20 protein-coding genes and 1 pseudogene are annotated in these 23,935 nt (G+C 43.7%); 16 read left to right on the forward strand and 5 right to left on the reverse strand.

Annotated features, from left to right (window positions below; genetic code table 11):
- Positions 1 to 9 precede the first annotated feature (9 nt).
- A complete protein-coding gene (locus tag E7588_06190; protein MBE6688852.1) occupies positions 10 to 858 on the reverse strand; it encodes a DNA-3-methyladenine glycosylase 2 family protein in 849 nt (282 codons plus the stop codon).
- A gap of 67 nt (positions 859 to 925) precedes the next feature.
- Positions 926 to 1,339, reverse strand: a complete 414-nt coding sequence (locus E7588_06195) for a DUF4430 domain-containing protein (protein MBE6688853.1) — start codon at positions 1,337 to 1,339, stop codon at positions 926 to 928.
- 241 nt (positions 1,340 to 1,580) lie between these two features.
- On the opposite strand from E7588_06195, the gene adhE reads away from it, so the two are divergent.
- The 4 genes from adhE to E7588_06215 all read left to right on the forward strand — a co-directional run bounded on the left by adhE (position 1,581) and on the right by E7588_06215 (position 8,830).
- The gene (gene adhE, locus E7588_06200) at positions 1,581 to 4,166 is read left to right on the forward strand and encodes a bifunctional acetaldehyde-CoA/alcohol dehydrogenase (protein MBE6688854.1); all 2,586 of its coding nucleotides are present in this window, start codon (positions 1,581 to 1,583) and stop codon (positions 4,164 to 4,166) included.
- Positions 4,167 to 4,756: 590 nt separating this feature from the next.
- A complete protein-coding gene (locus E7588_06205) occupies positions 4,757 to 5,242 on the forward strand; it encodes an NAD(P)H-dependent oxidoreductase subunit E (protein MBE6688855.1) in 486 nt (161 codons plus the stop codon).
- 3 nt (positions 5,243 to 5,245) lie between these two features.
- Complete coding sequence (locus E7588_06210; GenBank protein ID MBE6688856.1) at positions 5,246 to 7,114, forward strand: 4Fe-4S dicluster domain-containing protein; 1,869 nt, start codon at positions 5,246 to 5,248, stop codon at positions 7,112 to 7,114.
- Positions 7,115 to 7,129: 15 nt separating this feature from the next.
- Entirely contained in the window at positions 7,130 to 8,830 is a 1,701-nt protein-coding gene (locus tag E7588_06215; GenBank protein ID MBE6688857.1) for a 4Fe-4S dicluster domain-containing protein, read from the forward strand.
- A 184-nt stretch (positions 8,831 to 9,014) separates the two neighbouring features.
- Here E7588_06215 and E7588_06220 read toward each other — a convergent pair.
- Positions 9,015 to 9,158, reverse strand: a pseudogene (locus E7588_06220) (alpha/beta-type small acid-soluble spore protein).
- Between the two features lie 27 nt (positions 9,159 to 9,185).
- Positions 9,186 to 10,847, reverse strand: a complete 1,662-nt coding sequence (locus E7588_06225; GenBank protein MBE6688858.1) for a DUF4368 domain-containing protein — start codon at positions 10,845 to 10,847, stop codon at positions 9,186 to 9,188.
- 1,092 nt (positions 10,848 to 11,939) lie between these two features.
- On the opposite strand from E7588_06225, the gene E7588_06230 reads away from it, so the two are divergent.
- From E7588_06230 to E7588_06240, 3 genes are all read left to right on the forward strand, one after another.
- Positions 11,940 to 12,533, forward strand: coding sequence for a hypothetical protein (locus tag E7588_06230; protein ID MBE6688859.1), 594 nt, complete (start codon positions 11,940 to 11,942; stop codon positions 12,531 to 12,533).
- A gap of 8 nt (positions 12,534 to 12,541) precedes the next feature.
- A complete protein-coding gene (locus E7588_06235; protein ID MBE6688860.1) occupies positions 12,542 to 13,354 on the forward strand; it encodes a nucleotidyl transferase AbiEii/AbiGii toxin family protein in 813 nt (270 codons plus the stop codon).
- Positions 13,355 to 13,433: 79 nt separating this feature from the next.
- Complete coding sequence (locus E7588_06240; protein MBE6688861.1) at positions 13,434 to 15,998, forward strand: hypothetical protein; 2,565 nt, start codon at positions 13,434 to 13,436, stop codon at positions 15,996 to 15,998.
- Between the two features lie 197 nt (positions 15,999 to 16,195).
- On the opposite strand, the gene E7588_06245 is transcribed toward E7588_06240, so the two are convergent.
- Entirely contained in the window at positions 16,196 to 16,414 is a 219-nt protein-coding gene (locus E7588_06245) for a hypothetical protein (protein MBE6688862.1), read from the reverse strand.
- Between the two features lie 215 nt (positions 16,415 to 16,629).
- Between E7588_06245 and E7588_06250 the strand changes: the two genes are divergently transcribed.
- The 9 genes from E7588_06250 to E7588_06290 all read left to right on the forward strand — a co-directional run bounded on the left by E7588_06250 (position 16,630) and on the right by E7588_06290 (position 23,925).
- Positions 16,630 to 16,992, forward strand: coding sequence for a hypothetical protein (locus tag E7588_06250; GenBank protein ID MBE6688863.1), 363 nt, complete (start codon positions 16,630 to 16,632; stop codon positions 16,990 to 16,992).
- Complete coding sequence (locus tag E7588_06255; protein MBE6688864.1) at positions 16,928 to 17,269, forward strand: zinc ribbon domain-containing protein; 342 nt, start codon at positions 16,928 to 16,930, stop codon at positions 17,267 to 17,269. Before E7588_06250 ends, E7588_06255 begins: the two co-directional genes overlap by 65 nt.
- 49 nt (positions 17,270 to 17,318) lie before the next feature.
- A complete protein-coding gene (locus E7588_06260; GenBank protein ID MBE6688865.1) occupies positions 17,319 to 18,077 on the forward strand; it encodes a hypothetical protein in 759 nt (252 codons plus the stop codon).
- Between the two features lie 14 nt (positions 18,078 to 18,091).
- Positions 18,092 to 19,486, forward strand: coding sequence for a hypothetical protein (locus tag E7588_06265; GenBank protein ID MBE6688866.1), 1,395 nt, complete (start codon positions 18,092 to 18,094; stop codon positions 19,484 to 19,486).
- 29 nt (positions 19,487 to 19,515) lie between these two features.
- Positions 19,516 to 20,601 (forward strand): hypothetical protein, encoded by a 1,086-nt coding sequence (locus E7588_06270; GenBank protein MBE6688867.1) that lies wholly within the window; start codon positions 19,516 to 19,518, stop codon positions 20,599 to 20,601.
- A 13-nt stretch (positions 20,602 to 20,614) separates the two neighbouring features.
- Positions 20,615 to 21,412, forward strand: a complete 798-nt coding sequence (locus E7588_06275; GenBank protein MBE6688868.1) for a TPM domain-containing protein — start codon at positions 20,615 to 20,617, stop codon at positions 21,410 to 21,412.
- Positions 21,413 to 21,427: 15 nt separating this feature from the next.
- On the forward strand, positions 21,428 to 21,823 hold the full coding sequence (locus E7588_06280; protein ID MBE6688869.1) for a hypothetical protein: 396 nt from the start codon (positions 21,428 to 21,430) through the stop codon (positions 21,821 to 21,823).
- 74 nt (positions 21,824 to 21,897) lie between these two features.
- The gene (locus E7588_06285) at positions 21,898 to 23,160 is read left to right on the forward strand and encodes a hypothetical protein (protein MBE6688870.1); all 1,263 of its coding nucleotides are present in this window, start codon (positions 21,898 to 21,900) and stop codon (positions 23,158 to 23,160) included.
- 12 nt (positions 23,161 to 23,172) lie between these two features.
- Positions 23,173 to 23,925 carry a hypothetical protein gene (locus E7588_06290; GenBank protein ID MBE6688871.1) on the forward strand — a complete coding sequence of 251 codons (753 nt, stop codon included), beginning with the start codon at positions 23,173 to 23,175 and terminating at the stop codon, positions 23,923 to 23,925.
- Positions 23,926 to 23,935 lie beyond the last annotated feature (10 nt).

Raw genomic sequence — 23,935 nt, forward strand, 5'->3', positions numbered from 1 at the left:
CCTCGTTTTCTATATTTTTATGCCGTTTACAACATATCGTTCATAGTAAAACAGGTATTGCTGAGCAATTCCCGCATACTGTCCGAAGTCGGGGATTTTGCCGTCGAAGTATTTGGCAAGTATCTTTTTCACCCACACATCAACGGGAAAGCTGTCTGTCTTGTGATAGGCAAACAGCAGTACACAGGCGGCGACCTTGTCGCCCACACCCTTTATCTGCTTAAGGTACTCCGAGGCATCGGCAGTGTTCATAGCGTACACGGCATCAAGGTCTATGTCGCCTAAGGTCACCTTTTTTGCCGCGTCGTATATGTATTTTGCACGGAAGCCCGTTTTGTATGAAAATATTTCTTCCTCGCCGGCCTCAAAAAGTCGCTTTGCGGTGGGGAAGGAGTAAAACTCACGTCCGTCGGGGGAATATATTTTTTCGCCGTAAGAACGGCTGAGATTTTCGATTATTTTTTTGATTCTGGGAATGTTGTTGTTTTGAGAAATAATAAAGGAGCACAGCGCTTCCCATGGGTCCTGACGGAGAATACGGATTCCTTTTCCGATTTCCGCCGCCTCCTTCATAACACCGCCCATAGCCGAAAAAGCATCTGACAGTGCCTTGTAGTCGGTGTCCATATCCAGAAAACTGCGCCAGACGGAATCGTAGTCGCCCTTGTCGGCACCGTACAGCAGTATTTTGCCGTTTTTGTCCTTTTCTGCCCGCAGGTATTTGGAAAACGCCACACCCTCATAGGAGCCGTCGGAGCAGCGTTCAAACCGGAAGCACTGACCGCAGTTGAAAATTTTGTCGGGCACGAAGTGGCTGTCTGCACCGACAGTGTATATTTTGCGTGTTGTAAGCATCATAATTTTTACCTTGAAAGGGGATTCAAAAATTAAAGCCTGCCCGACGGGCAGGCTTTAATATAAGTTTTTAGTCAGCGTTTGCGTAGGGGTTCTTCTTGCAGTATACGGTAAGTACGTCCTGGTCCCAAACAAGCTCTGCCGCCATGCCCATTTCGGGGTCTTTGCCGTTGATCTTGAAGGTCCAGAAGTATTCGCTGTCGGAATCGCTGTTGTCCACATCGCCTATAACAGCAAGGCTGTTGCCGTAGGAGTCCTCAGCAAAGGGAATGTCCTGCTCCTGAAGGAACTGCTCGATTGCCATAAGTACGGTGGGATCGGTATCTTCAACGGTTACAATACCGTTTGCCATGACATCGCCGTTACGGTCGGTGATTTTGATGGTTACGCCTGCAATACGCTTCTGAACTCTGTTACAGGAAGCGAAAACGCCCACGATGGCAACAAGTGCGAGAAGAAGAGCGATAATTCTTGTCTTTTTCATGATAGTTCTCCTTTATATATAGTTTAACTGAATTATATCAAAAAAACGTTTGTTTGTCAATAGTTTCTTCAAAAAATATGGTTCTTCCATATGTTACAGCAATTTTGCATTGAAATTGAGCTGAGGATGTGTTATGATATTAACCGTAAAAGATAAACTTCGTTTTCGTGAAATATAAAAGTATATGCTTTTTTGTTTCGGGAAAAAATATAGTAAAAATATTTTCCGAAAGGAGAAAAACATGCACGAAAACGTAAATGATGCAAAAAGCCTTGAAAAAGCACTTGAAGGGCTGAAAAACGCACAGAAAATATATTCCTCGTATACGCAGGAACAGGTTGACGGGATTTTTGCCGCCGCGGCAAAAGCGGCAAACAATGCACGTATACCTCTTGCGAGAATGGCGTTTGAGGAAACGGGAATGGGTGTGGTTGAGGATAAGACAATAAAAAACCACTATGCTTCCGAGTATGTATATAACGCCTACAAAAATACCCTTACCTGCGGAATAATCGAGCGCGACAGCGCGGGCGGAATAATAAAAACCGCTCATCCGATAGGCGTTATTGCCGCGGTTATCCCCACAACAAACCCCACCTCTACCGCGATTTTCAAGTGCCTTCTGGCACTAAAAACACGTAATGCAATTATGCTCAGCGCTCATCCCCGTGCAAAGAATTGCACTGCCGAGGCGGCGCGGATTGTACTGGAGGCGGCGGTTAAGGCGGGCGCACCCGAGGGTATAATCGACTGGATAGACACCCCCTCGGCACAGCTTACCGAAGCTCTTATGAAATCCTGCGATATGATACTTGCCACGGGCGGACCGGGAATGGTCAAGGCTGCATACTCAAGCGGTAAACCCGCTGTGGGCGTAGGCGCGGGAAACACTCCCGCACTGATTGACGAAAGCGCCGATATAGCTATGGCGGTCAACCATATCATAATTTCCAAAACCTTTGATAACGGCATGATTTGCGCTTCCGAGCAGGCGGCAGTTGTGTGCAAGGGCATTGCGGATAAAGTGAAACTGGAATTTGAAAAAAGAGGATGTGTTTTTACCGCGCCCCAAGAAACTCAAATGCTGGCTGACACACTTTTCAAGGAGGAAAATCTCAATCCTGCTGTTGTGGGAAAATCAGCTCATGAAATTGCCCGAATGGCAGGCTTTGAGGTACCTGAAAGCACAAGAATTTTAATTTGCCCCACTGACGGAATAGGTCATTCCTATCCTCTTTCCCGTGAAAAGCTGTGCCCTGTTCTGGCATTTTATGAAGCCGAAAGCTTTGAAGAAGCGGTTGAAAAGTCGGAAAAGCTGGTGCAGAACGGGGGAGCGGGTCACACCGCTTCGCTGTTTATCGACCCGTCGCACAGAGAAAGGCTTGAGAGCTTTTCAAACCGTTTGACGGCATGCCGTATAATTGTTAATTCGCCCGCCTCTCACGGAGCCATCGGCGATATTTTCAATTTCCGCCTTGCGCCCTCTCTTACACTGGGCTGTGGCTCATGGGGCGGAAACAGTGTGGCGGAAAATGTAGGAGTAAAACAACTTCTGAACATCAAGACCGTTGCCGAAAGGAGAGAAAACATGCTGTGGTTCCGTACTCCCCAAAAGATATTTTTAAAGCGCGGATGTCTTGGCTCGGCACTTGAGGAGCTGAAGAACAAAAAGAGAATATTCGTAGTGACGGATGAATTTCTTTTTAAAAACGGTTTTCTTGATGCCGTTACCAAAAAGCTATCCGAAATGGGCATTTCAACGGCGGTTTTCAGCGATGTGCAGCCTGATCCCACACTTGCGAGTGCACGGGAGGGCGCACGCAGTATGACCGCCTTTGAACCTGATGCGGTTATAGCCTTCGGCGGCGGAAGTGCCATGGATGCGGCAAAGATTATGTGGCTTTTGTACGAGCATCCCGACACCGACTTCGGCGACCTTGCAATGCGCTTTTTCGATATCAGAAAACGCGTGTATTCTTTCCCTGAAATGGGCGGAAAGGCTGATTTTATCGCTATTCCCACCACGGCGGGCACGGGAAGCGAGGTTACACCCTTCGCGGTTATTACCGACAGCGAAAACGGCGGAATCAAGTATCCTCTTGCGGATTATGAATTGATGCCCGACATGGCGATAGTGGATGCCGACCTGCAGATGAAAGCCCCCAAAAGTCTTACTGCCGCTTCGGGCATAGATGCCTTAACCCATGCGCTTGAGGCGTATGTGTCTATGGTTGCCACCGACTATACAGATGCTCTTGCGCTTAAATCGCTGAAAACCGTGTTTGAATTTCTGCCCCGCGCTTTTGAGCATGGCGAAAACGACCCCGAGGCGCGGGAAAAAATGGCGGATGCGGCAACAATGGCGGGCATGGCATTTGCCAACGCTTTTCTGGGCATATGCCACTCCATGGCGCATAAGCTGGGAAGCTTCTTTCACTTGCCCCATGGTGTTTCCAACGCATTGCTCATCACTCATGTTATGCGTTACAACGCGTCTGAAAAACCGGTAAAGCCCGGTGTTTTTCCTCAGTATAAGTATCCCTCGGCACTCAGACGTTACGGTGAGATAGCGTCGGCACTGGGGCTTGAGGGACAGAATGATTGCCAAAAGCTGGAAAAGCTCATTGAAGCGGTGGATAACCTGAAAGAAAAGATAGGAGTAAAGCATTGCATCCGCGACTACGGCGTAGACGAAAAAGAGTTTGCCGATGTCCTTGACAAGCTGTGCGAAATGGCGTTTGACGACCAGTGCACAGGCGCAAATCCGCGTTACCCGCTGATGAGTGAAATGAAAGAGATATATCTGAAAGCATATTATGGAGAGTAGTATGCAGTCAATGCGAAATTTACAATTCGCAATTCGCAATTATTGTTGAAAAACGCTTTGCGTTTTTCTTCCATCTTGTAATTCTGAGAAGTACCGGCGCGAAAAAGCCTCCCCTGTGCAAGGGGAGGTGCCCGGAAGGGCGGAGTGTTGTCCTGCCCGCTTACTCATACGAGGAGGACGGTTGAGTATAAAAACAAGTAAATTTTACGGCAGTTTTACATATGAACACAAAATTTAAAAAATATGACTTTAAAAATTAACATTTTTGTAGGATAATTTATATGTCAAATGCACCGTACAGAATGGTGGTCGTTTGACGTGAAAATCGCGAAAAACCGCATAAAAAGCCGTTTTTCGCCGTACAATACGTTTTTTTGCCTGTGTGAGTGTTTTGCAGTCACAAGGGTTTTTGCGCCTATTTGCAGACGGCACCCATCAACGGGTTTGAAAAACGAGAATTGAAATTATGCAAAAACGGGTCTGTGAACTGCCTGACGGCACTGCTTTTGCATAAAAGTACGTTAAAACTTTCACATACATTTAGGCTTTAATAAAAAAATCACTATAAATAAAGCAAATACGAAAGAAGGATGAGGATTATGAACGAAAAATTCGATTATTCGGCGGTTGATGCTATCCTTACCGCCAATGCAAACAATCCTAAGGCAATAATCTCCATACTGCAGGAAATTCAGGAGCATTATCACTATCTGCCCCGCGAAGTATTCCCCTATATGGCGAAGAAGCTCGGTATCAGCGAGGCTAAGGCTTACAGCGTTGCTACCTTTTACGAGAACTTCTCTCTTGAACCCAAGGGTAAGTTCGTTATCAAGGTGTGCGACGGCACTGCATGCCACGTAAGACGCTCCATTCCGATTCTGGAAAGACTTCAGAGCGAGCTGGGTCTTACCGACGGCAAAAAGACCACCGATGACCTCAACTTCACTGTTGAGACCGTATCCTGTCTGGGTGCTTGCGGTCTGGCTCCCGTTCTCACAGTAAACGACAAGGTTTACCCTGAGATGACTCCCGATAAGGCGAGCGAACTTTTAAAGAAACTCAAGGAGGAATTATAAGCCGTGATTAAGAACAGAAACGAGCTTCAGGCGCTGAGAGCTGAGCTTAAGGGCGCTCTGGATAAGCAAACTAAAAAAATTCTCGTATGTGCCGGTACAGGCTGTATCGCCGGCGGTTCTCTCCAGATATATGACCGTCTGTGCGAACTCATGAAGGAAAGAAATCTTCCTTACACAGTAGAACTCGAAGTTGACCCTCATGATGATTCCGTAGGTGTTAAGAAGTGCGGATGCCACGGCTTCTGCGAAATGGGACCCCTGCTCAGAATCGACCCCATGGGCTGGCTGTACACCAAGGTTAAGCTTGAGGACTGCGAAGAAATCATTGAAAAGACCATCATAAACGATGAGCTTGTTGAGCGTCTTGCTTACAAGAAGAACGGTGAAATTTATCCTAAGCAGGATGAAATTCCCTTCTACAAGAAGCAGACCCGTGTTGTTCTTGAACACTGCGGACACATCAACGCAGACTCTATCAAAGAATATATCGCAATCGGCGGTTACACCGCATTTGAAAAAGCACTGTTCGATGTTGACGGCGGCGAAATCGTAAAGACCGTTAAGGATTCCGGTCTTCGCGGACGCGGCGGTGCGGGCTTCCCCGCAGGTATCAAGTGGGAAACCGTAAGAAATACTCCCGCTGACAAGAAATACATCCTGTGCAACGGTGACGAGGGCGACCCCGGCGCGTTCATGGACAGAAGTATTATGGAGGGTGACCCCCACAGAGTACTCGAGGGTATGATGATAGCAGGTGTTGCTACCGGTGCCAACGACGGTTACATATACGTTCGTGCCGAATACCCCATGGCAGTTGCACGTCTTAAGAACGCTATCGCACAGGCAGAGGAAATGGGACTTCTGGGTGACAACATCCTGGGCACAGACTTCTCCTTCCACATGCACATCAACCGCGGTGCAGGCGCATTCGTATGCGGCGAGGAAACCGCACTTATCGCTTCCATTGAGGGCGAAAGAGGCTTCCCCAGAGTACGTCCCCCGTTGACCGTTATCAAGGGTCTGTTCGGCAAGCCCACCGTTCCCAACAACGTTGAAACCTATGCCAACGTTCCCGAAATCATCAACAAGGGCGCTGAATGGTATCAGTCCCTGGGTACCGCAGGCAATGCCGGAACAAAGGCATTTGCTCTTACCGGTAACATTGAAAACACCGGTCTTATCGAAGTTCCCATGGGAACCACACTTCGTGAGATCATTTATGATATAGGCGGCGGCTGCCGCGGCGGCGCTGAGTTCAAGGCAGTTCAGATAGGCGGTCCCTCCGGCGGATGTCTTACCAACGAGCATATGGATCTGCCCCTCGACTTCGACTCTCTCAAAACCGTTGGCGCTATCATCGGTTCGGGCGGTCTGGTTGTTATGGACGAGCACACCTGTATGGTTGAGGTTGCCCGCTTCTTCATGAACTTCACTCAGAACGAATCCTGCGGTAAATGTATCCCCTGCCGTGAGGGTACCAAGCGCATGCTTGAAATCCTTGAAAGAATCGTTGCAGGCCAGGGCAAGGAAGAGGATATCGAAACCCTTTCCGAGCTTTCTGATATGATTATCAACACCGCTCTCTGCGGTCTGGGTAAAACTGCTCCTAACCCCGTTCGCAGCACCCTTAAGTACTTCAGAGACGAGTATGTTGCTCACATCAACGGCACCTGCCCCACCGGCAACTGCAAGAAACTCAAGAAAATTGTTATTGATCCTGACCTTTGTAAGGGTTGCTCCAAGTGCTCCAGAGCTTGTCCTGTCGGCGCAATTTCCGGTAAGATTAAAGAACCGTTTGTTATCGACCAGGATAAATGTATCAAGTGCGGCGCTTGCGTAAGCACATGTCCCTTCAAGGCTATCAAGGATTAAGGAGGCGTAATCAGAATGAGCAATTTTGTTAAAATAGACGGAATTCCCGTTGAAATAGAAAACGAAAAAAATCTGCTTCAGGTAATCCGTAAAGCAGGCATTAAGATGCCCACCTTCTGCTATCACACCGAGCTTTCCGTTTACGGTGCTTGCCGTATGTGTATGGTAGAAAACGAAAGAGGCATGCTGGAAGCAGCTTGCTCCACTCCCCCCAGAGCAGGCGGTGCTTACCTCACCAACACCCCCAGACTCAGAAAATACCGCAAGATGATTCTTGAACTTCTGCTTGCTAACCACTGCCGCGATTGTACCACTTGTGAGGACAACGGCGCTTGTAAGCTGCAGGCTCTTGCAAAAACATATCACATCGAAGGCGTTCGCTTCCCCAACACCAACGAGCATCCCAAGGAAGACCGTTCCTCCGTTTCCATCGTTAAAGACAGCGCTAAATGTATCCTTTGCGGCGACTGTGTACGTATGTGTAACGAAATTCAGAACGTTGGCGCTATCGACTTTGCTCACCGCGGCTCCAAGCTGACCATCAGCACCGCGTTTGACAAACCCATCTCCGAGTCTCCCTGTGTAGGCTGCGGTCAGTGTGCTGCTGTCTGCCCCACCGGTGCTATCGTTGTTAAGAACGATACCAAGAAGGTTTGGGCTGCTCTGGGTGATGAAAATATCAGAACCTCCGTTCAGGTTGCTCCCGCTGTTCGTGTTGCTATCGGTAAGGAGCTTCACCTCAAGGACGGCGATAACAGCATGGGCAAAATCGTTGCTGCTCTGCGCCGTATGGGCTTTGACGAAATTTATGACACCACCGTTGGTGCTGACCTTACAGTTCTTGAAGAGTCCAAGGAATTCCTCGAAAGAATTGAAAAGGGCGAAAATATTCCTCTGTTCACCTCTTGCTGCCCCGGTTGGATCCGTTACGCAGAAAAGAGACATCCCGAGCTTCTCAAGAACATTTCTACCTGCCGCAGCCCCATGCAGATGTTCGCTTCTCTTATCAAGGAGCAGAACAAGGGCGCTGAAAAGAAGATGTTCCACGTTGCAATCATGCCCTGTACCGCTAAGAAGTTCGAAGGCGAACGCGAAGAGTTCATGATGGACGGCGAGCTGAATGTTGATGCAGTTCTCACAACTCAGGAGCTTATCCGCATGATTAAGGAATCCGGCGTTATCTTCGAAGAGCTTGAACCCGAGGCTTGCGATATGCCTTTCGGCACTATCTCCGGCGCAGGTGTAATCTTCGGTGTTACCGGCGGTGTTACTGAAGCGGTTCTCAGAAGAGTTTCCGCAGACAAGTCCAGAGCAAATCTGCTTGACGTTGCTAAGATCGGCGTACGCGGAACCGAGGGCATCAAGGAATTCGACGTTCCCGCAGGCGATGCAACTCTTAAAATCGCTGTTGTCAGCGGTTTGAAAAATGCAGAAACCGTTATCCAGCGCATCCAGGCAGGCGAACACTTCGACCTTGTTGAAGTTATGGCTTGTCCCGGCGGTTGTGTAAACGGCGGCGGTCAGCCCTTCGTTGACTCGGATACCAAGACCAAGCGCGGCAAGGGTCTGTATACTGCGGACAATATGTCTCCCATCCGTCGTTCTGAGGATAACCCCGTTATGGACGCTATCTACAAAGAAATCGTTAAGGGCAGAGAGCACGAGCTTCTCCATGTTCACTACAAGCCCGCTTGCACCTGCTGCGACTGCGAATAATACAATAGCTTATACGCAGCGATAATAATGTCACGTTATTATCACTGTAATGTAAAAGCAATAAACGGAGCGCTTCGGCGCTCCGTTGTTTTTACAAATAAAATCCGAAATAAAACAACAGCCGATGGAATAATTCCATCGGCTGTTTGCTGGTTATACGTTAAAAAGCGTAATTCAACTTAAATTACTGCTGGTAGCCGTTCTTCATTGCATTCTCGGCGTTCTGAATCATCTTTTTAACCATCTGACCGCCAACGGAACCTGCCTGCTTGGAGGTAAGATCGCCGTTGTAGCCCTGCTTGAGGTTAACGCCTACTTCTGTGGGTGTTCCCGGACCATATTAAAATAGTTTTTTTCAGCCGATTTGTCGCATTTCTTCATCGGCTATATTTCCTATGAATTTGTAATAGATTTTTATTTCCTGTGAATAGCTTTGGTTTCTGTGTGTTACCGTTTTTGTTCCCGGCGGAAGAATTTTTTCGCCGATTTCGATTTTTTCAATAAAGGTTGTAAGAGTTTCTCTGTCAAGAGTTTCAATGTTTGAATATCGCTTTGCCGCAGAAAAGAATTTGTCAAAGCTGTCCTTGATTTTTTCTTCGTGGTTTGCCGCCTCTGCCTGCGCAAGTGTTTCCTTGATTTGTGAGGCTTCCTTTTCGTGTTCGCTTACCATTGTAAAAAGCCGCTCGTCAGAAAGTCTGCCCTCGGCGTTGTCGGTGTAAAGCTTTGTGATAATTCTGTTTATGGTGTCAAGCCGTTCGATCAGCTTTCGCTTTTGCACCGCAGAATTGACAACTCCGCTTTTCGCATTTTCACGCCTTATAAGCTCGCTTGCAATTTCGTTCACTTCTTCATCGGAAAGTGTCAATAGTTCATTTAGATCCCGCCGTACCACTTCAAGCAAATCTGCATAGCGTATTCTCGTGCCGCTGCAAGGCTCTGTGATGTCCTTACGCTTGTTGATACAGGAAAGATACCAGTACTTCTCTCGCTCTCCTTTATACACCGTTCCTGCCGAGCATAGAGCGTGTCCGCACTTCTTGCAGTAGACAATCCCCGAAAAAATGCTCTTTCGCACATTGTCATAGCTTTCGTGCGTCATTGTGCCTTTTCCCATATTGATTTTTGCCTGCTCGAAAACAGCTTCGGAAACAAGCGGCTCGTGAGTGCTCTCGGTTATCGCCCATTCCTTTTTTGGAGCTGCCATCTTCTTTTTGGATTTAAGGCTGACTTTTTTTGTTTTTCCGAGAATTGTGTGACCGAGATAAACGGGATTTTTCAGTATTCGCTTGACGGTAGTGTAGTTCCACAAGTCAGATGCTCTTGCCGCACCTGCTTCGCTGAAGTCATCACGGTATAAAACTCTGTACTTTAACGGCGGTATTATGCCGTCACTGTTCAAGTCCATTGCAATCTTCCTTGAAGAATCACCATTTGCTGCCGCCGCAAAAATACGCTTTACGACCGGAGCTGTTATTTCGTCGGGAACAAGCTTGTTTTTGTCCGCATCACTCTTTTTGTAGCCGTATGGCGGACAAGCACAGTATTGTCCGTGCTCACGCTTGTTCTTTAAAACCTCTTTGATTTTCTTTGAGCCGTCACGGATATAAACATCGTTCATTGCGTACATAAACGGTGCATAAACGAATGCATCTTCCGTGTTGAAGTTGTCAACAACCGTTACAAGCTGAACTCCCATTTCGGGCAAAATCTGCTCGGCATAATCGCTAGCTCCGTTCATTTCTCGTCCGAATCGGGATAAATCCTTTGTGACAACGGTGTTGGCAAGCCCTTTCTTCAGTTGTGAAATCATTTCCTGAAACGCAGGTCTTTCAAAGCTTCCGCCCGACCAGCCGTCGTCAACAAACTCGCGTACAAGTGTAATTCCGTTTCTTTCGCAAAAATCCTGAATAATCACTCTTTGGTTCTGAATACTCGACGATTCAGAGCCGTTTTTGCTTTCTTCTCTTGACAGTCGCAGATAGGCAAATGCTATCCTTGTTTTATTATCGGTTTGCATTCATGTCCTCCCCAACCGACCCATCTATATTATACATTACATTCGCACTTGTTGTCAACAAAGGCTCGTAATTTCCGTTATTTTCCTTTGCTATGCTTTCTGTTATGAGTTGCTTTACAGTGTTTTTTCCATAACATCTTTCAACCGTATAAAGTACAGGACTGAACTCGTAATTCTTTTTTGTCAAATAAATCACCACGCTTTCTTTTTGTGATTCTCAATAAGGGGCTTGCCCCGTCATTCAACGTGGCAAGGTGCGGTTTTGCCGCACTGAAATCAGCGGAGGATTGTACTCCTGCTGATTTCATAATGTCACCTGCGTGACATCTTGCCTAAGTTATGTTACCCAAATTTTTGGCAAATTATCAGAATTGAAGAAGCAAAGGAAAAAGGAGCGAAGAAAACAAAAAACACACATAGGTATCCCGTAGATACAAAATGTGTGTTTAAAATCCAATAAATATTTTAGTTCCTGTAATTAGTTTTGCCTCAAAAGAGCATAGCTCTCCCAAGGCTTTAAAAAATCGTTTCATTCCTGCGAAGGCATATGCCTCCCAGGAAAGCCCAAAAATCGTTGATGCCTTTCGGCATCGACTGCTTTCCATTTTGAACACCCGATCCCATGCGTATCGAGCTGCCGGGAATTCGACCGTCCACGCAGTCAAAGACACTGTCAAACCCTGTTCGATGAAATATTTCCCATCTCACGACTATATTATACCACAAGCAAAAATCATTTACAAGAGGTGGAGCTGTAAAAGTTGAATTTTTTAAATTTTGAATTGAAAACCCTTGTGCCACAAGGGTTTCAGAGGGGTAGAGGTGGAGAAATCGATGTTTTTTTGAGGCGAAAATTTTAAAAATTTTTCGAAAAACGCTCCCGGTACTTTTGTTTCAATATAAGGTTTTCTCAAAAGTTCTGACGGTTTGGCGGGGCTTCTTAAAACAATTAAATTTATTAAAACCTAGAAATCTTGTTGACTTTAATCATAATTTAATTGTAAATATTTTCGGAATGATTACTTGAGCCTGTTGACTTAAATCATAATACTGTGTATAATATTATTGGATTATTATTGTCGAGGTGAGTTTATGGATTATATGAGTGAACTTGCCGCTATTGCAAAAATGCATGGCGGAATTATTGAAACGAAAATAGCAGCGCAGCAAGGCATCTCTAAGACAATGCTTTATAAGCTGTGCAAAGAAGATAAAATCCACCGCATTGTTAAAGGTCAGTACATTCTTCCGGATGATATACAGGATGAATTATTGGCAATCAGCAACCGTTCAGAAAGAATCATTTTTTCTCACGAAACAGCTCTTTACCTTCACGGAATTTCTGATCGTACTCCATTTGAGCATACGGTTACTGCACCGTCTGGCTGTATTCCTTCTGCGGCAATTAAATCTGAATGCAAGGTGTATTACATCAAGCCTGAGTTGTTTGAACTGGGCAAAACAACGCTGAGAACACCTGCCGGAAATGATGTTCCTGCATATGATCTTGAACGCACAATCTGTGATGTAATTCGCAGTCGAAACAAATTGGGAACAGAAACTTTCCTTGCGGCATTAAAGCTGTATGCGGCGAGCCACAAAAAAGATTTGAATAAACTAAACTCTTGCGCAAAAAAAATGCGTGTTGATAAAGTATTGCGTCAATATTTGGAGGTACTCCTATGAGCAAAGCAATGAGTCTGAAAGCGAAAATTCGCAATATTGCCAAGCAGAAAAATATTCCTGCACAGGTCATTCTGCAAAACTATATGTTTGAACGTTTGCTTGTCCGTTTGTCTGCTTCTGAATACAAAGAGAAGTTTGTATTAAAGGGAGGTATGTTGGTAGCCGCCATTGTCGGACTGGACAACCGTGCAACAATGGATATGGACACCACGCTCAAAAATCTCCCTCTTACACCGGAAGCGATTCGCGGTGCGTTGGAGGATGTCTGCAACATCGCATTTGATGACGGAGTTGAGTTTGAGATTGGCACGATATCTCCCATACGTGAAGATGATATTTACGGCGGTTATCGTGTCATGTTGAATGCAAAATTTGATACTCTGCTGACGCCACTCAGTATTGATGTATCCACTGGTGATGCAATTACACCTCATGCAGTACAGTACAATTTCTCTGAAATTTTTGATGATGAGAAATCATATGAACTGTGGGCATACAACATAGAAACCGTTATGGCTGAAAAGGTGGAAACCATTTTGCGACGCGGCGTGTTTAATACTCGCCCAAGAGATTTCTATGATGCCTATATACTGACCACAACACAGAACTTCGATAAGGCTGTGTTTGCGGATGCATTAAAAGCAACGGCAAATCACCGGGGAACTACAGAGCAGATTGCGGATATTTCCGATATTCTTCATAACATCGAAGAAAGCCCGGAACTTAAAACAATGTGGGACAAGTATCGCAAGCAGTTTGCGTATGCTGCGGATATTGAGTATGGTCAGATTATGGATGTGCTGAAAATGTTGATAGAATAACAGCCCGGACAAAATACAGAGGTATAGATATCATTTACAAACAACACTCATAAAAATTTCAGAAAATGGAGTAAAACACATGAAAAATAATACGTATTTGACCGAAGCAGATGTCGAAACAAAGTTTATTTATGCATATTTAATTGGTGAAGTTTTGGAGGTCAGCGGTAAAAATGTCAGTTTTCATGTCCCCGTAAAAATTACTCAGGGACGAAAAACTGTAACCAAAGAAGCTGATGTTCTCATAAAGAACGACAAAGGCGAAAATGTGGTAGTCATTGACTCGAAAGCTCCAGACGAAAAGCTTGAGCCATACTTTGATCAAATAGATTCTTATGCATTTAGGTTGGAAACTCCTATCTCAATTCTTTCAAATTACTACAGAACAGTTGTTAGGGTATATTTGTCTGGAAACAAAAAGGAAATCATTTTCGACCAAACGATAGAGGAAATGGAAGCAGATAGTTTCAAGGAATTAATAGAAATTGTAAAAAAATATATGGAAACACCTTCCGCTACTTTTGATGGTAAAAAAATGGATGCAGAAAAAAGTAAAATAGTTGATTATAGACGTTTGTTTAGACAAATACATACAAAAATCAGATCGATTGACAAATTAGATCCGTCTGCATCATTTGATGAATTCTCCAAAATACTGTTTATCAAAATAATCAATGATAAAATCTCTGCCGAAGAACGCTTAACTCCTGAACGTATTAAAGTGTTTGGCACAACCAAAGAGCAATCCAATTATGTTGACACTTGGTTCCAAAAGAAAGTTAAGGAGCATTACCCTGGTATTTTTGCAAATAATGTGAAAATATCCGCATCGTCAACTGCATTGATCGCTATATTGGAAACATTGGATGGACGATTTGATTTAAAGGATTCATTAAACGATATTAAGGGTAGAGCTTTTGAAGAATTCCTTCCTAGCCAGTTAAGGGGAAAGGGCCTTGGACAGTTCTTCACTCCAAGATCTGTCGTTGAATTTATGATAGAGTTGGCTGATATATCTATAACTGATAAGGTTTTGGATTTCGCATCCGGCTCAGGTGGATTCCTTATTAAAGCTTTTGACAGAAAAAGAAAATTAATAGAAGAAACACAACAACAATATTTAGATTTAATAGGAAAAAATCGAGAGCAGCTATTGGAAGATACCAAGACTCAAATTTTCGGTATTGATGCTGAACCTAGAGCTGTAAGAACAGCAAAGATGAACATGCTGTTATGGGGTGACGGAAAGCAGATCCAACACGGAAACGGATTGGATACCAAAGACTACACAGGAACTCCATATTTTGCGAAGGAGTACAACGAATCCGATCCTTCTACCGGAGTAGATATCATACTCGCTAATCCACCATTCGGTTCTACAGAAGAAGATCAGAATATTTTGGCAAAGTACACACTTTCCAAAAAGATCAAAAAGAAAGACGAGAGTGGAAGAGAGTATATTGTTAATCAAAAGGAAAAGACAGAGCATCTGTTTATCGAGAAAGCATTCAAAATGTTAAGACCAAACGGCAAACTCTTAATTGTTTTACCAGAAGGAATCTTTAGTAATAATGATTCTAAAGTTAGGGATTACATTCTGAGCCATTTTGTCATTGATACTATTGTGAAATTACCCAAGCATACGTTTGTCATGTCTGGTGTAGACACAATAAACACCGTAATTTTGATTGCTAGAAAGAACACTGCTGAGCGAATGAAGAAAATCAAATTTTCAGATAAAAAAACTTGGATTAACTCAGCTGAAATTATGACAATCAATTTTGCTTCTGTTAACCAAACGGGATTTGAACCTTCTGGCAAAGCAATAAACGGAGGATATACAAATAGTGATCTGAAAATATTAGCAAACAAAATCACAAATGGTGACTTTAGCCAAATTTTAGCGGATCCTATCGAATACGCTGATCTTGCATTTAGCGATGACAACAAGAACGAAGTTTGGAAAGAATCTATGGTCAAGTTTTTAACTATAGGTTTTACAAGTGTCCCTAAAAGATTGGATCCGACATATTATTTCTTTAGCGAAGAAACCAAAGATATTATGAAATCTTTTATTGGACTGGATATTACAGAAGATAATTTAGGCAGAAATCGCCTCACGGAGCAAGAACTTATCGAAGATGTTGAAAAGACATACACATATGTTTCGGTTGTAAAAACCATTGATGGTTCAATCACAACGACAGAAGAAAAAACAGTTGATGAGCTATTAGCAACTGATTTGCCACAAAAACTTCAATATGGGGATATTGTGTTTAACCCGTACAGAATAAACACAGGATCAATAATCTTGATTGATTCGCGTGAAAAAAACTTGGTAACAAGTCCAGCTTATGTTGTAGTTAGAGATTTAAAAATTGATTCAAAATATTTCGTTCAATTATTGAAAACTCCGTTTATGAAATATCAGATACAAGTACTGGCATCAGGATCTGTAAGAGATAATTTTTCGGGTTCCAATTTGTATGAATTGAAAATCCCTAATATTGATTCATATGAGCAAAAAGATCTCGTGTTAAGCATTAATAAAATGCTTAAGAAAATCAAAAAACATTCTCAAGCAATAGACCAAGACATTAATTCTATAAATGCACTACTCAGCAATTTTGGCGGCTTAGATTAATTTTGGATTGTTGATGCAGTACCTAAATATTTGGCAATCAAGGCGTAGGTAACATACTGCCCTGCTTGATTTTTAATCAAACATTTAACAATAGGACTTGTACTCGATTCGAGCACAAGTCCTATTGCCGTCTATTTGGTTATTTATTCCATTACTTCCAACATTATTTTTGCTTCCAGCTTACCATAAAATCCAAGTTAATCGACACCCGAAAGGTCAAACTCAGACGGATTTTCAATTATGGATATTTCAGAATAAGTGGCGCACATACCTTTTGTGTAAGAGAAATCGTTGTTCCTGTCAATGAAAAAACATACAGAGGGTGTGACTTGAAGCTTAGGGGACAAATACCCAAAGTCTCGGGTATAGCCACCCATTTCCCATACTTTTTCCCATACCTTTGAATTAAAATTCAAAATATTTTTTTGTTTTTCCTAAACTTTTAAGTGTTTGGTCGGGGGACAAATTTCAAAAAAAATATATAATTATACTTACAAGAACAGAAGCGATAGGATATTATTTTTGCGTTCTAAGGATAACAAGGGGCATGCAAACACTTGTATATGAACTTCACCAACGGATGCGTAAAAAACTCTGTTATTCTAACGCGTTTCCGAAGGGAGGATAGCCTATGCAAAAAAAAATGGCAAAGCACAGATTGATTACCGACAGCGAAGGAAAATTACGTTATCAGTTTTTCTGCGATTTATCGGGATCGCTTGAGTATACGTCAAGCTCCATAAATGCAGATTCCGAGGAGGAACTTGAACGTGTATGGAATAAAAACGCAAAAGAGCACTTCAATCTATGTCACAAATGTGGGATTTATGTAAGCTCTGAAATGTTTAACGCCGAGGTTTTTGAGTGTGTAGCTTGTGCTCCGTGGGAGGAGGCTCCGAAATATTGTCCTCATTGCGGACAAAAGGTTAATGGTTCGGGAAACAACTGCAGCTATTGTGAAAAGAAACTGCGTTATGAGGGGGGAGAGGTATGAAACTATGACAGCACCTTATGAAAAAATACGTCTTGAGAATATGAAGCACTATGGCTTCGGTCCCGAGGTAATGAAAAGAATAAAGGTTTGCAAGGAATGCGGTGCAAAAGCTGATTCGGAGCTTCTCTTTTGTCCCGATTGTGACAGACCTCTTCCGACGGAAACTCTCTATACGCTGTATGTGCATAGCCATTTTGTATGTACAAAGTGCAAAACGGTAGTATCGGCAAAATATAAATTCTGTCCACAGTGTGGTAAAAAACTTATTTTTGAATAATCAGATAATAAAACAAAAACAAAAAAATACATTTACGGAGGTATTTATTATGGCAAAGAACACATGTGCAATATGCGGAGCAGAAGTTAATCTGTTTACAGGACAGCAGCTGGCGGATAAGACATATATCTGCCGTAAGGTATGTGCAAAGAAGTGTCTTAAAATCTTCGATTTTGTTCCCGCAACTCTTGACGAGGTAAAATCACACATTGAGCAGGTTGAAAAGGGTACAAAAGTATGGAATCAGATTTTTGTTCCTTTGCAGAAAACAAAGGTCAAGGAAGAAAAGCTGAAGAGATTTGGTGCCCCCCTTTATGTGTCACCCTCAACAGGACTTATGGCACTTGTTGAAACAAGATATAAGTTCATTGTTTTCGGCAAAAGCCAGCTTGCCTGCGTTTACAGAATAGCAGATCTCGCTTCCTATGAATATGAGGAAGAGTCGGTGAAAAATTCCGAGGGCAAGATAGAAAAGAAGGAATTTTGCCGTATGTTCTTCCACAATACGGCAGGTCTTTACAGCTTCCGCTTTGAGATAAGCAACAGCCTTGAATTTAAGTCGCTTGAAAAGTATTTTGATACTCTCTTCGGTATTCAGAAAACTCTTGGCAACTCCATAAACAACGCAAAAAAGCAGTGGGCAGCAATCAAGGATGTTGCAGGTGCGGTAAAGGCTGCGGCTTCAGGTGACGAAAATGTCGAAGAAAAAGCGGCAGCGGCGGCAGAAAGTCTCGGTACATATCTTGAGGGTGACAGAACAGAGCTTATCGCAAAGGCTGATGCGGCTCTTGCAGGTGTTCAGTATTGACGGCGGTGATAACATTGAAGAAAATAATATCATTGTTGCTTGTTTTTACACTTTGTGCGATGCTGTTTGTTTCCTGCACTCAAGAGAACGATAAGCCTGATGTGAAAAACAATAACGATGTAACAGAAACTGATGACAGTCAAGGTGACAAAACAACATCAAAACCTGATAAATCAGAAAAGGAAGACGAGTTACTTACAGAACTCAGAAAGCAGATATCCGACAGCGGTGCAAAGCTGGGTGTTGCATATCTCGGATACTTTGTTGAAACATTTGATGACACAAAAGATTATTTTAAATATTTAGGACTGTATGAAGACTATCCCTTTGTTGAAGAAATGGAGCTTGGTGACCTTATCGTAAACGAAAACAACGAGATGTATCTTGTTGTACCTGCCGATAGTACAGAAACAGTCAAGGTATACGACGCAGTACCTGATGAAGAAACCTATGAGCTTGAAAAGGGTGAGCTTTTAGGCGAATCGGCAAATGGAAAACCGTTCCTTCTTCTTTGCAATGTCAGCGAAATAATACCAAATGTGATCATAAGCACAAGCACCCTTGAATACAGTCCCTGTCTTTCGGGCGAGGACGGAGAGCTTGTAGAGAATCAAGATATTTACGATTTTTCGCCTTATGAGAAAATAAAAGAGTATTATGACATTCAGAACGGTCTTGCAGATGGAGCAGATCCCATATTCTGCGGAAGCTGGTTCGGAGAATCGGAAAACGGCGACTACGAGCTTATGTCAATGAGCCTTGAACTTTACGTAGACGGAACAGCAACCTACGTATACGGCGTTGGAAACAGCGAGCCTGTAGAGTGGTTTATGGGCGAATGGAGCTTTGATGCCGAGCGTGATATGATCATTCTTGATATGTACGGTGGACCGCCAAACGACTATGAAGATTCCGATGAATTGTTTATAGACCCGTATGAACTGAAGTGCGGTTTTAAGTGGGATATGGATTACCGTGATGACGGAACTTATCTCATTCTTACACACGAAGAGGGCGATCCCATACTGTGGGGCAAGAACGGTGCAACATTTGAGTTTGCAGAGGCTTCCGGGCCCGAGGAAGAGGAAGATTACTCTTACCTTATCGGCTCATGGGGAATAATCTCTGAAAAATCAGAAACATACCTTGAGTTGTTTCCCGATGGCTCGGCGCACTATTATGTAACAAGGGACGATGTGACAGAAAAAGACCTTCGCGGCTCATGGCATGCCGAAGCTCTTACATTGTACCTTACACTCGGCGAAAATGAAGCTTTGACGGGAGCTTACGGTATTATGTATGACGGTGAGCTGCTTATTCTGTCCATTCTCGATGATTTCGCCGAACCGCTGACGGCTTTTATGGCAGAAAACGGATATGACAGCTTTATACTTTGCGGTGTAGGCTGATAATACAGTAATTTGAAAGGAGTGTTTATATGGCTACTTTACAAGAATACAAATGCCCGTGCTGTGACGGTGCGATAGCGTTTGACGCAGAATCTCAGAAAATGAAATGTCCTTTCTGCGGCAACGAATTTGAAATGGAAACCCTTGCTTCCTATGACAGTGAGCTTCAGAACGACTCGGAAAGCAACATGCAGTGGGAAACGAATGCAGGTTCCGAGTGGCAGGAAGGAGAAGCAGACGGCCTTCGTACATACCGGTGTAACTCCTGCGGAGGCGAAATTGTAGGCGATGATACGCTGGCAGCTTCAAAATGCCCCTATTGCGGAAATCAGGTTGTTATGATGGGACAGTTCTCAGGTGCTCTGAAGCCTGACTTTGTTATTCCATTTAAGCTTGATAAGAAAGCTGCGAAGGAAGCGCTCCTTAACCACTATAAAGGCAAGAGGTTCCTTCCTAAAGTTTTCAGAGACCAGAATCATATTGAAGAAATCAAGGGCGTTTACGTTCCTTTCTGGCTCTTTGATGCAGAGGCCGATGCCAACATCAGATACAGAGCAACACGTATTCGCCATTGGAGTGATTCGAGGTACGAATACACCGAAACAAGCTTTTATAATGTAACTCGTCAAGGCTCACTCGGCTTTGAAAAAGTTCCCGTTGACGGCTCGACAAAGATGGCAGATGACCTTATGGAATCAATTGAACCCTTTGACTTTTCACAGGCTGTCGATTTCCAAACAGCATATCTTGCAGGCTATATTGCTGACAAATATGACGTTGACGCCGAAACAAGTATTGAAAGAGCAAATGAAAGAATCAAGAAGAGCACCGAAGATGCTTTTGCCTCAACAGTTGACGGTTACACTACCGTAACACCCGTAATGTCAAGTATAAATCTTGAAAACGGCACTTCAAAGTATGCCCTTTTCCCCGTGTGGCTTCTCAACACCGATTGGAACGGTCAGAAATACACCTTTGCAATGAACGGTCAGACAGGCAAGCTTGTGGGCGATCTCCCTCTTGACAAGGGTGCATACAAGAGATGGCTTTTCGGACTTACAGGTGTGATAAGTGCAGTATGTCTCGGCATATCTTATCTGCTCTGGTTAATTTGAGGGGGTGTGAATTATGAAAAACAGAATATTTACACTGCTTGTTGCAATATTGTCGGTTATAATGCTGACAGTAGGCGTTGCTGCCGAAGATGAGTATTATCGTTTGCAGGATTTAACAGAAGTACCGCTTCTTACCGAAAGCGAAAACGCTGAAATTCTTGCTCTTCTTGATGAAGTAAGCGAGAGACAAGGAATGGATATTGCCATTCTCACGGTAGATGCTGTGGAAGAAGGTCTTACCGTTGAAGAGGATGCTACCGAATGGTATGAGTATCTCGGTTACGGCGACGACGGTGCAATGCTGTATATCAGCATGGAAGAAAGTGACTGGTATTATCTCACAAAGGGCTTCGGAATTACCGCAATGACAGATGCGGGAATAGATTACATATCCGAAAAGTTCCTTCCTGCTCTTTCCGACGGTGACTATGCAGGTGCATTCAGAGCATATATCCAGTATACCGACGAGTTTATAACACAGGCAAAAACAGGCAAACCCTACGACGTGGGAAATATGCCAAAAGAGCCCTATGACTTGCCGATGAGCCTTCTCGTTTCAGTAGGCATTGGTCTTTTGGTTTCTCTTATAATAACAAGCATATGGAAAGGTCAGCTCAAGAGCGTTGCGTTCAAGACACAGGCGACAAGTTACTTGAAGCCCGGAAGCCTTAGCATCGCAAACTCCCGTGACTTCTTCCTATACAGAACAGTTGACCGCAGAGAAAAAGAAAATGAATCATCATCCGGTGGTTCTTCAACACACAAGTCATCTTCCGGTGGAACATATGGCGGAAAAGGCGGAAAATTCTAAAAAAAGGAGTTTGCCATGAGTATTGTAGGAAATTGGAAAGTTAAAAAGATTATACACTTCGAAGGAGATGAGCCAAAGCTTATCACCATTGATGAGTTTAATGCTATTCCGGAAGAACAGAAAGACGAAGAACAGGCTCAAATGGCAAGCTTGGTGCTTGATATTACCGAGGACGGAAAACTCACAATGATGATTCCCATTCCGGCTCAAGCAATTGAAGAAGCAAGAGCAGAAGGAGCTGAGGTTACAGACGACGGCTTTGTAATTGCAGACAAATTCGAGTGGCTTAAAAGAGATGACAAGTATTTCTGCCATAACGAAAGCATGGGCACAGATCCAATGCCTCTTGAGTTCGATGATGACGGCTGTCTTGAATTTATGGGTGGAATGCTGATTTTTGAAAAAATTTAACCAATTATCGAAGATATAGCCGATTGTTTCCGTCTGATTATAGTTAAAATATAAAATTAAAAGGAGAAGCTGTTATGAAAAAGTTTTTGGTATTAATGTTAGCAGCACTTATGTGTATTTTCCTTGCCGCTTGCGGTGGCGATAAAACTCCCACACAGAATCCGGAGAATAATAACACGGAAGTAAATACACCCGAAACACCCGATGAACCGGAAGTCCCCGCAGAAAAGAGCTTTGAAGAATTAAAGGCTGAATTTATGTCAAAAACAGCAGAAGACCTTGTAAAGGAATATTTTGCAGATGCGGCAAATCCCACAGCACAGGAATTTGCAAAGCTTTATGAAAATTATGCATTCCTTGATACAAAGGATGACTATGAATTTGACAACGATAATACTATCGTCGCAGCTGTAAAGCTTATAAAGGACAGCGGTGCAAATACTGTAAATGCAGCTAATCAGGAAGTAATAAGCTATCTTATCGGCAGTAAGTATGACCTTGCAAGAGCTTATGCTTACAGACAGCAGTCTACCAACAATATTAGCTCGGATGCCGAAATCTATGCACCTCTTCTCGAAAAGGCTCTTTCCGAAACAGAACCCAAGGTGGTTTATGCAGTGCTTAAGGGACTTCCTCAGTCCTACGGTAACAATGATGAATTCTGGGCATTTGCACTTCCTTTCGCAAAGAGCGAAGATGCAAACCTAAGAAGAGCAGTTACCACTGCATTTGACAGATTTGATATTGAAAGTAAGGATGCGGCACTTGAAGCAGCGATCGCACTTATGAACGATGCGGATGATACAGTAAAGGGAAGTGCTTTAAGATACGCAGGAGAGATCGGCGACGACAGACTTGTGGAAAACTACAAAACGGTTCTTATGGATGAATCTCTTGCAAAGAAGTTCCACGGCAATGCTCTTCTCGGACTTACCGATATCTGGTATGCATATCCTACGCATGATAATACCTCCGAAGCAGCTTACAAGCTCACAATGGAATATTACACAATGAACACAACAAACCCCGACATTCCTTCATGGAACGGTCTTACAGGCATCAAAATGAAGGGTTCGCAGGCAAAATATGATGAATGGAGAGCAAGTGCCGACTACTTTGATGAAAGAGAAGTTGTTAATGCAATGCTTGCTATCGTTGCTGACGCAGAGGCTTCAAAGAATGTAAAGTCAAGTGCCATCGATAACATAGCTTCCTGGGGTACACTTGAGGATGCACAGGCTGCAAAGGCAACAGTTGAAGCATTCCCCGACGACAATAAGGACAAAGCAAGCCTTATCACCAAGTGCGACAGCGCAATCACCAAGCTTTCCAAGTAAATGAAAAAAGCGATGAAGATAATAGTTATAGTCGCCGCAGCTGCCGTAGGTGTTGCAGCGTTATTCGGAGCACTGACTTCCTCAGGCGGTGAAAAATACAGAATGGAATACGACAGTAAGGATCTGTACCGCGGAGCAAAGGACAGCTACAAGGCAGGGCAAAAGGTAACGCTCCACTTTCCGTACGTTGCAACCGACACAAGCTATAGATTTTACCTCAGCGGAAAGGCAATAGATGCGACCTATTCCGATTTCGGCGGATATAAGTTAGAGTTTGTTATGCCTCCGTATGATGCGAAGCTTGAATGTGTGACAAAAAATGACATGGTGTACACTCCTCCTGAAGAAGGCATAAAAGAAACACTTCTTTATGAGTATTACCGTGCAACTTCAGCCGTTGCTGACGGTCACCCCGAAACGTATACCATAGCTCTCTACTATATATCCGAAACAGACGCCGAGGGCAATCAGGAGGACAGAACAGAGCTTCGTGTAACAGAGGTAAAATCCGACGGAACAAAAACAGAAAATGTCTATGATGCAAGGCTCTACGGCTCATATGAGTGTGACCTTATTGCCGACGAATATCATATGCACGGCTGGAACACTATGAGAAATACAATCTCCGAGGATGGCTTGCTCGTTGCAGTAAAATTCAAAACCGGCACAGGATATATCAGAGTATCCAATGAGTGTATGCCCGAAAACGGCAGGGAAGGCATGGGAAAGATCCGTAAGATTCTCGAAGGTTATATGACAGAATAATTACATATCC

It is taken from the genome of Oscillospiraceae bacterium, from assembly GCA_015065085.1.
In the GTDB taxonomy this organism is placed as follows: domain Bacteria; phylum Bacillota; class Clostridia; order Oscillospirales; family SIG627; genus SIG627.

Coding starts and splice junctions, on each gene's coding strand:
- E7588_06190 (MBE6688852.1), bottom strand. CDS start 858: ATGATGCTTACAACACGCAAAATATACACTGTCGGTGCAGACAGCCAC.
- E7588_06195 (MBE6688853.1), bottom strand. CDS start 1,339: ATGAAAAAGACAAGAATTATCGCTCTTCTTCTCGCACTTGTTGCCATC.
- adhE (MBE6688854.1), top strand. CDS start 1,581: ATGCACGAAAACGTAAATGATGCAAAAAGCCTTGAAAAAGCACTTGAA.
- E7588_06205 (MBE6688855.1), top strand. CDS start 4,757: ATGAGGATTATGAACGAAAAATTCGATTATTCGGCGGTTGATGCTATC.
- E7588_06215 (MBE6688857.1), top strand. CDS start 7,130: ATGAGCAATTTTGTTAAAATAGACGGAATTCCCGTTGAAATAGAAAAC.
- E7588_06225 (MBE6688858.1), bottom strand. CDS start 10,847: ATGCAAACCGATAATAAAACAAGGATAGCATTTGCCTATCTGCGACTG.
- E7588_06230 (MBE6688859.1), top strand. CDS start 11,940: ATGGATTATATGAGTGAACTTGCCGCTATTGCAAAAATGCATGGCGGA.
- E7588_06235 (MBE6688860.1), top strand. CDS start 12,542: ATGAGTCTGAAAGCGAAAATTCGCAATATTGCCAAGCAGAAAAATATT.
- E7588_06240 (MBE6688861.1), top strand. CDS start 13,434: ATGAAAAATAATACGTATTTGACCGAAGCAGATGTCGAAACAAAGTTT.
- E7588_06250 (MBE6688863.1), top strand. CDS start 16,630: ATGCAAAAAAAAATGGCAAAGCACAGATTGATTACCGACAGCGAAGGA.
- E7588_06255 (MBE6688864.1), top strand. CDS start 16,928: ATGGTTCGGGAAACAACTGCAGCTATTGTGAAAAGAAACTGCGTTATG.
- E7588_06260 (MBE6688865.1), top strand. CDS start 17,319: ATGGCAAAGAACACATGTGCAATATGCGGAGCAGAAGTTAATCTGTTT.
- E7588_06270 (MBE6688867.1), top strand. CDS start 19,516: ATGGCTACTTTACAAGAATACAAATGCCCGTGCTGTGACGGTGCGATA.
- E7588_06275 (MBE6688868.1), top strand. CDS start 20,615: ATGAAAAACAGAATATTTACACTGCTTGTTGCAATATTGTCGGTTATA.
- E7588_06280 (MBE6688869.1), top strand. CDS start 21,428: ATGAGTATTGTAGGAAATTGGAAAGTTAAAAAGATTATACACTTCGAA.
- E7588_06285 (MBE6688870.1), top strand. CDS start 21,898: ATGAAAAAGTTTTTGGTATTAATGTTAGCAGCACTTATGTGTATTTTC.
- E7588_06290 (MBE6688871.1), top strand. CDS start 23,173: ATGAAGATAATAGTTATAGTCGCCGCAGCTGCCGTAGGTGTTGCAGCG.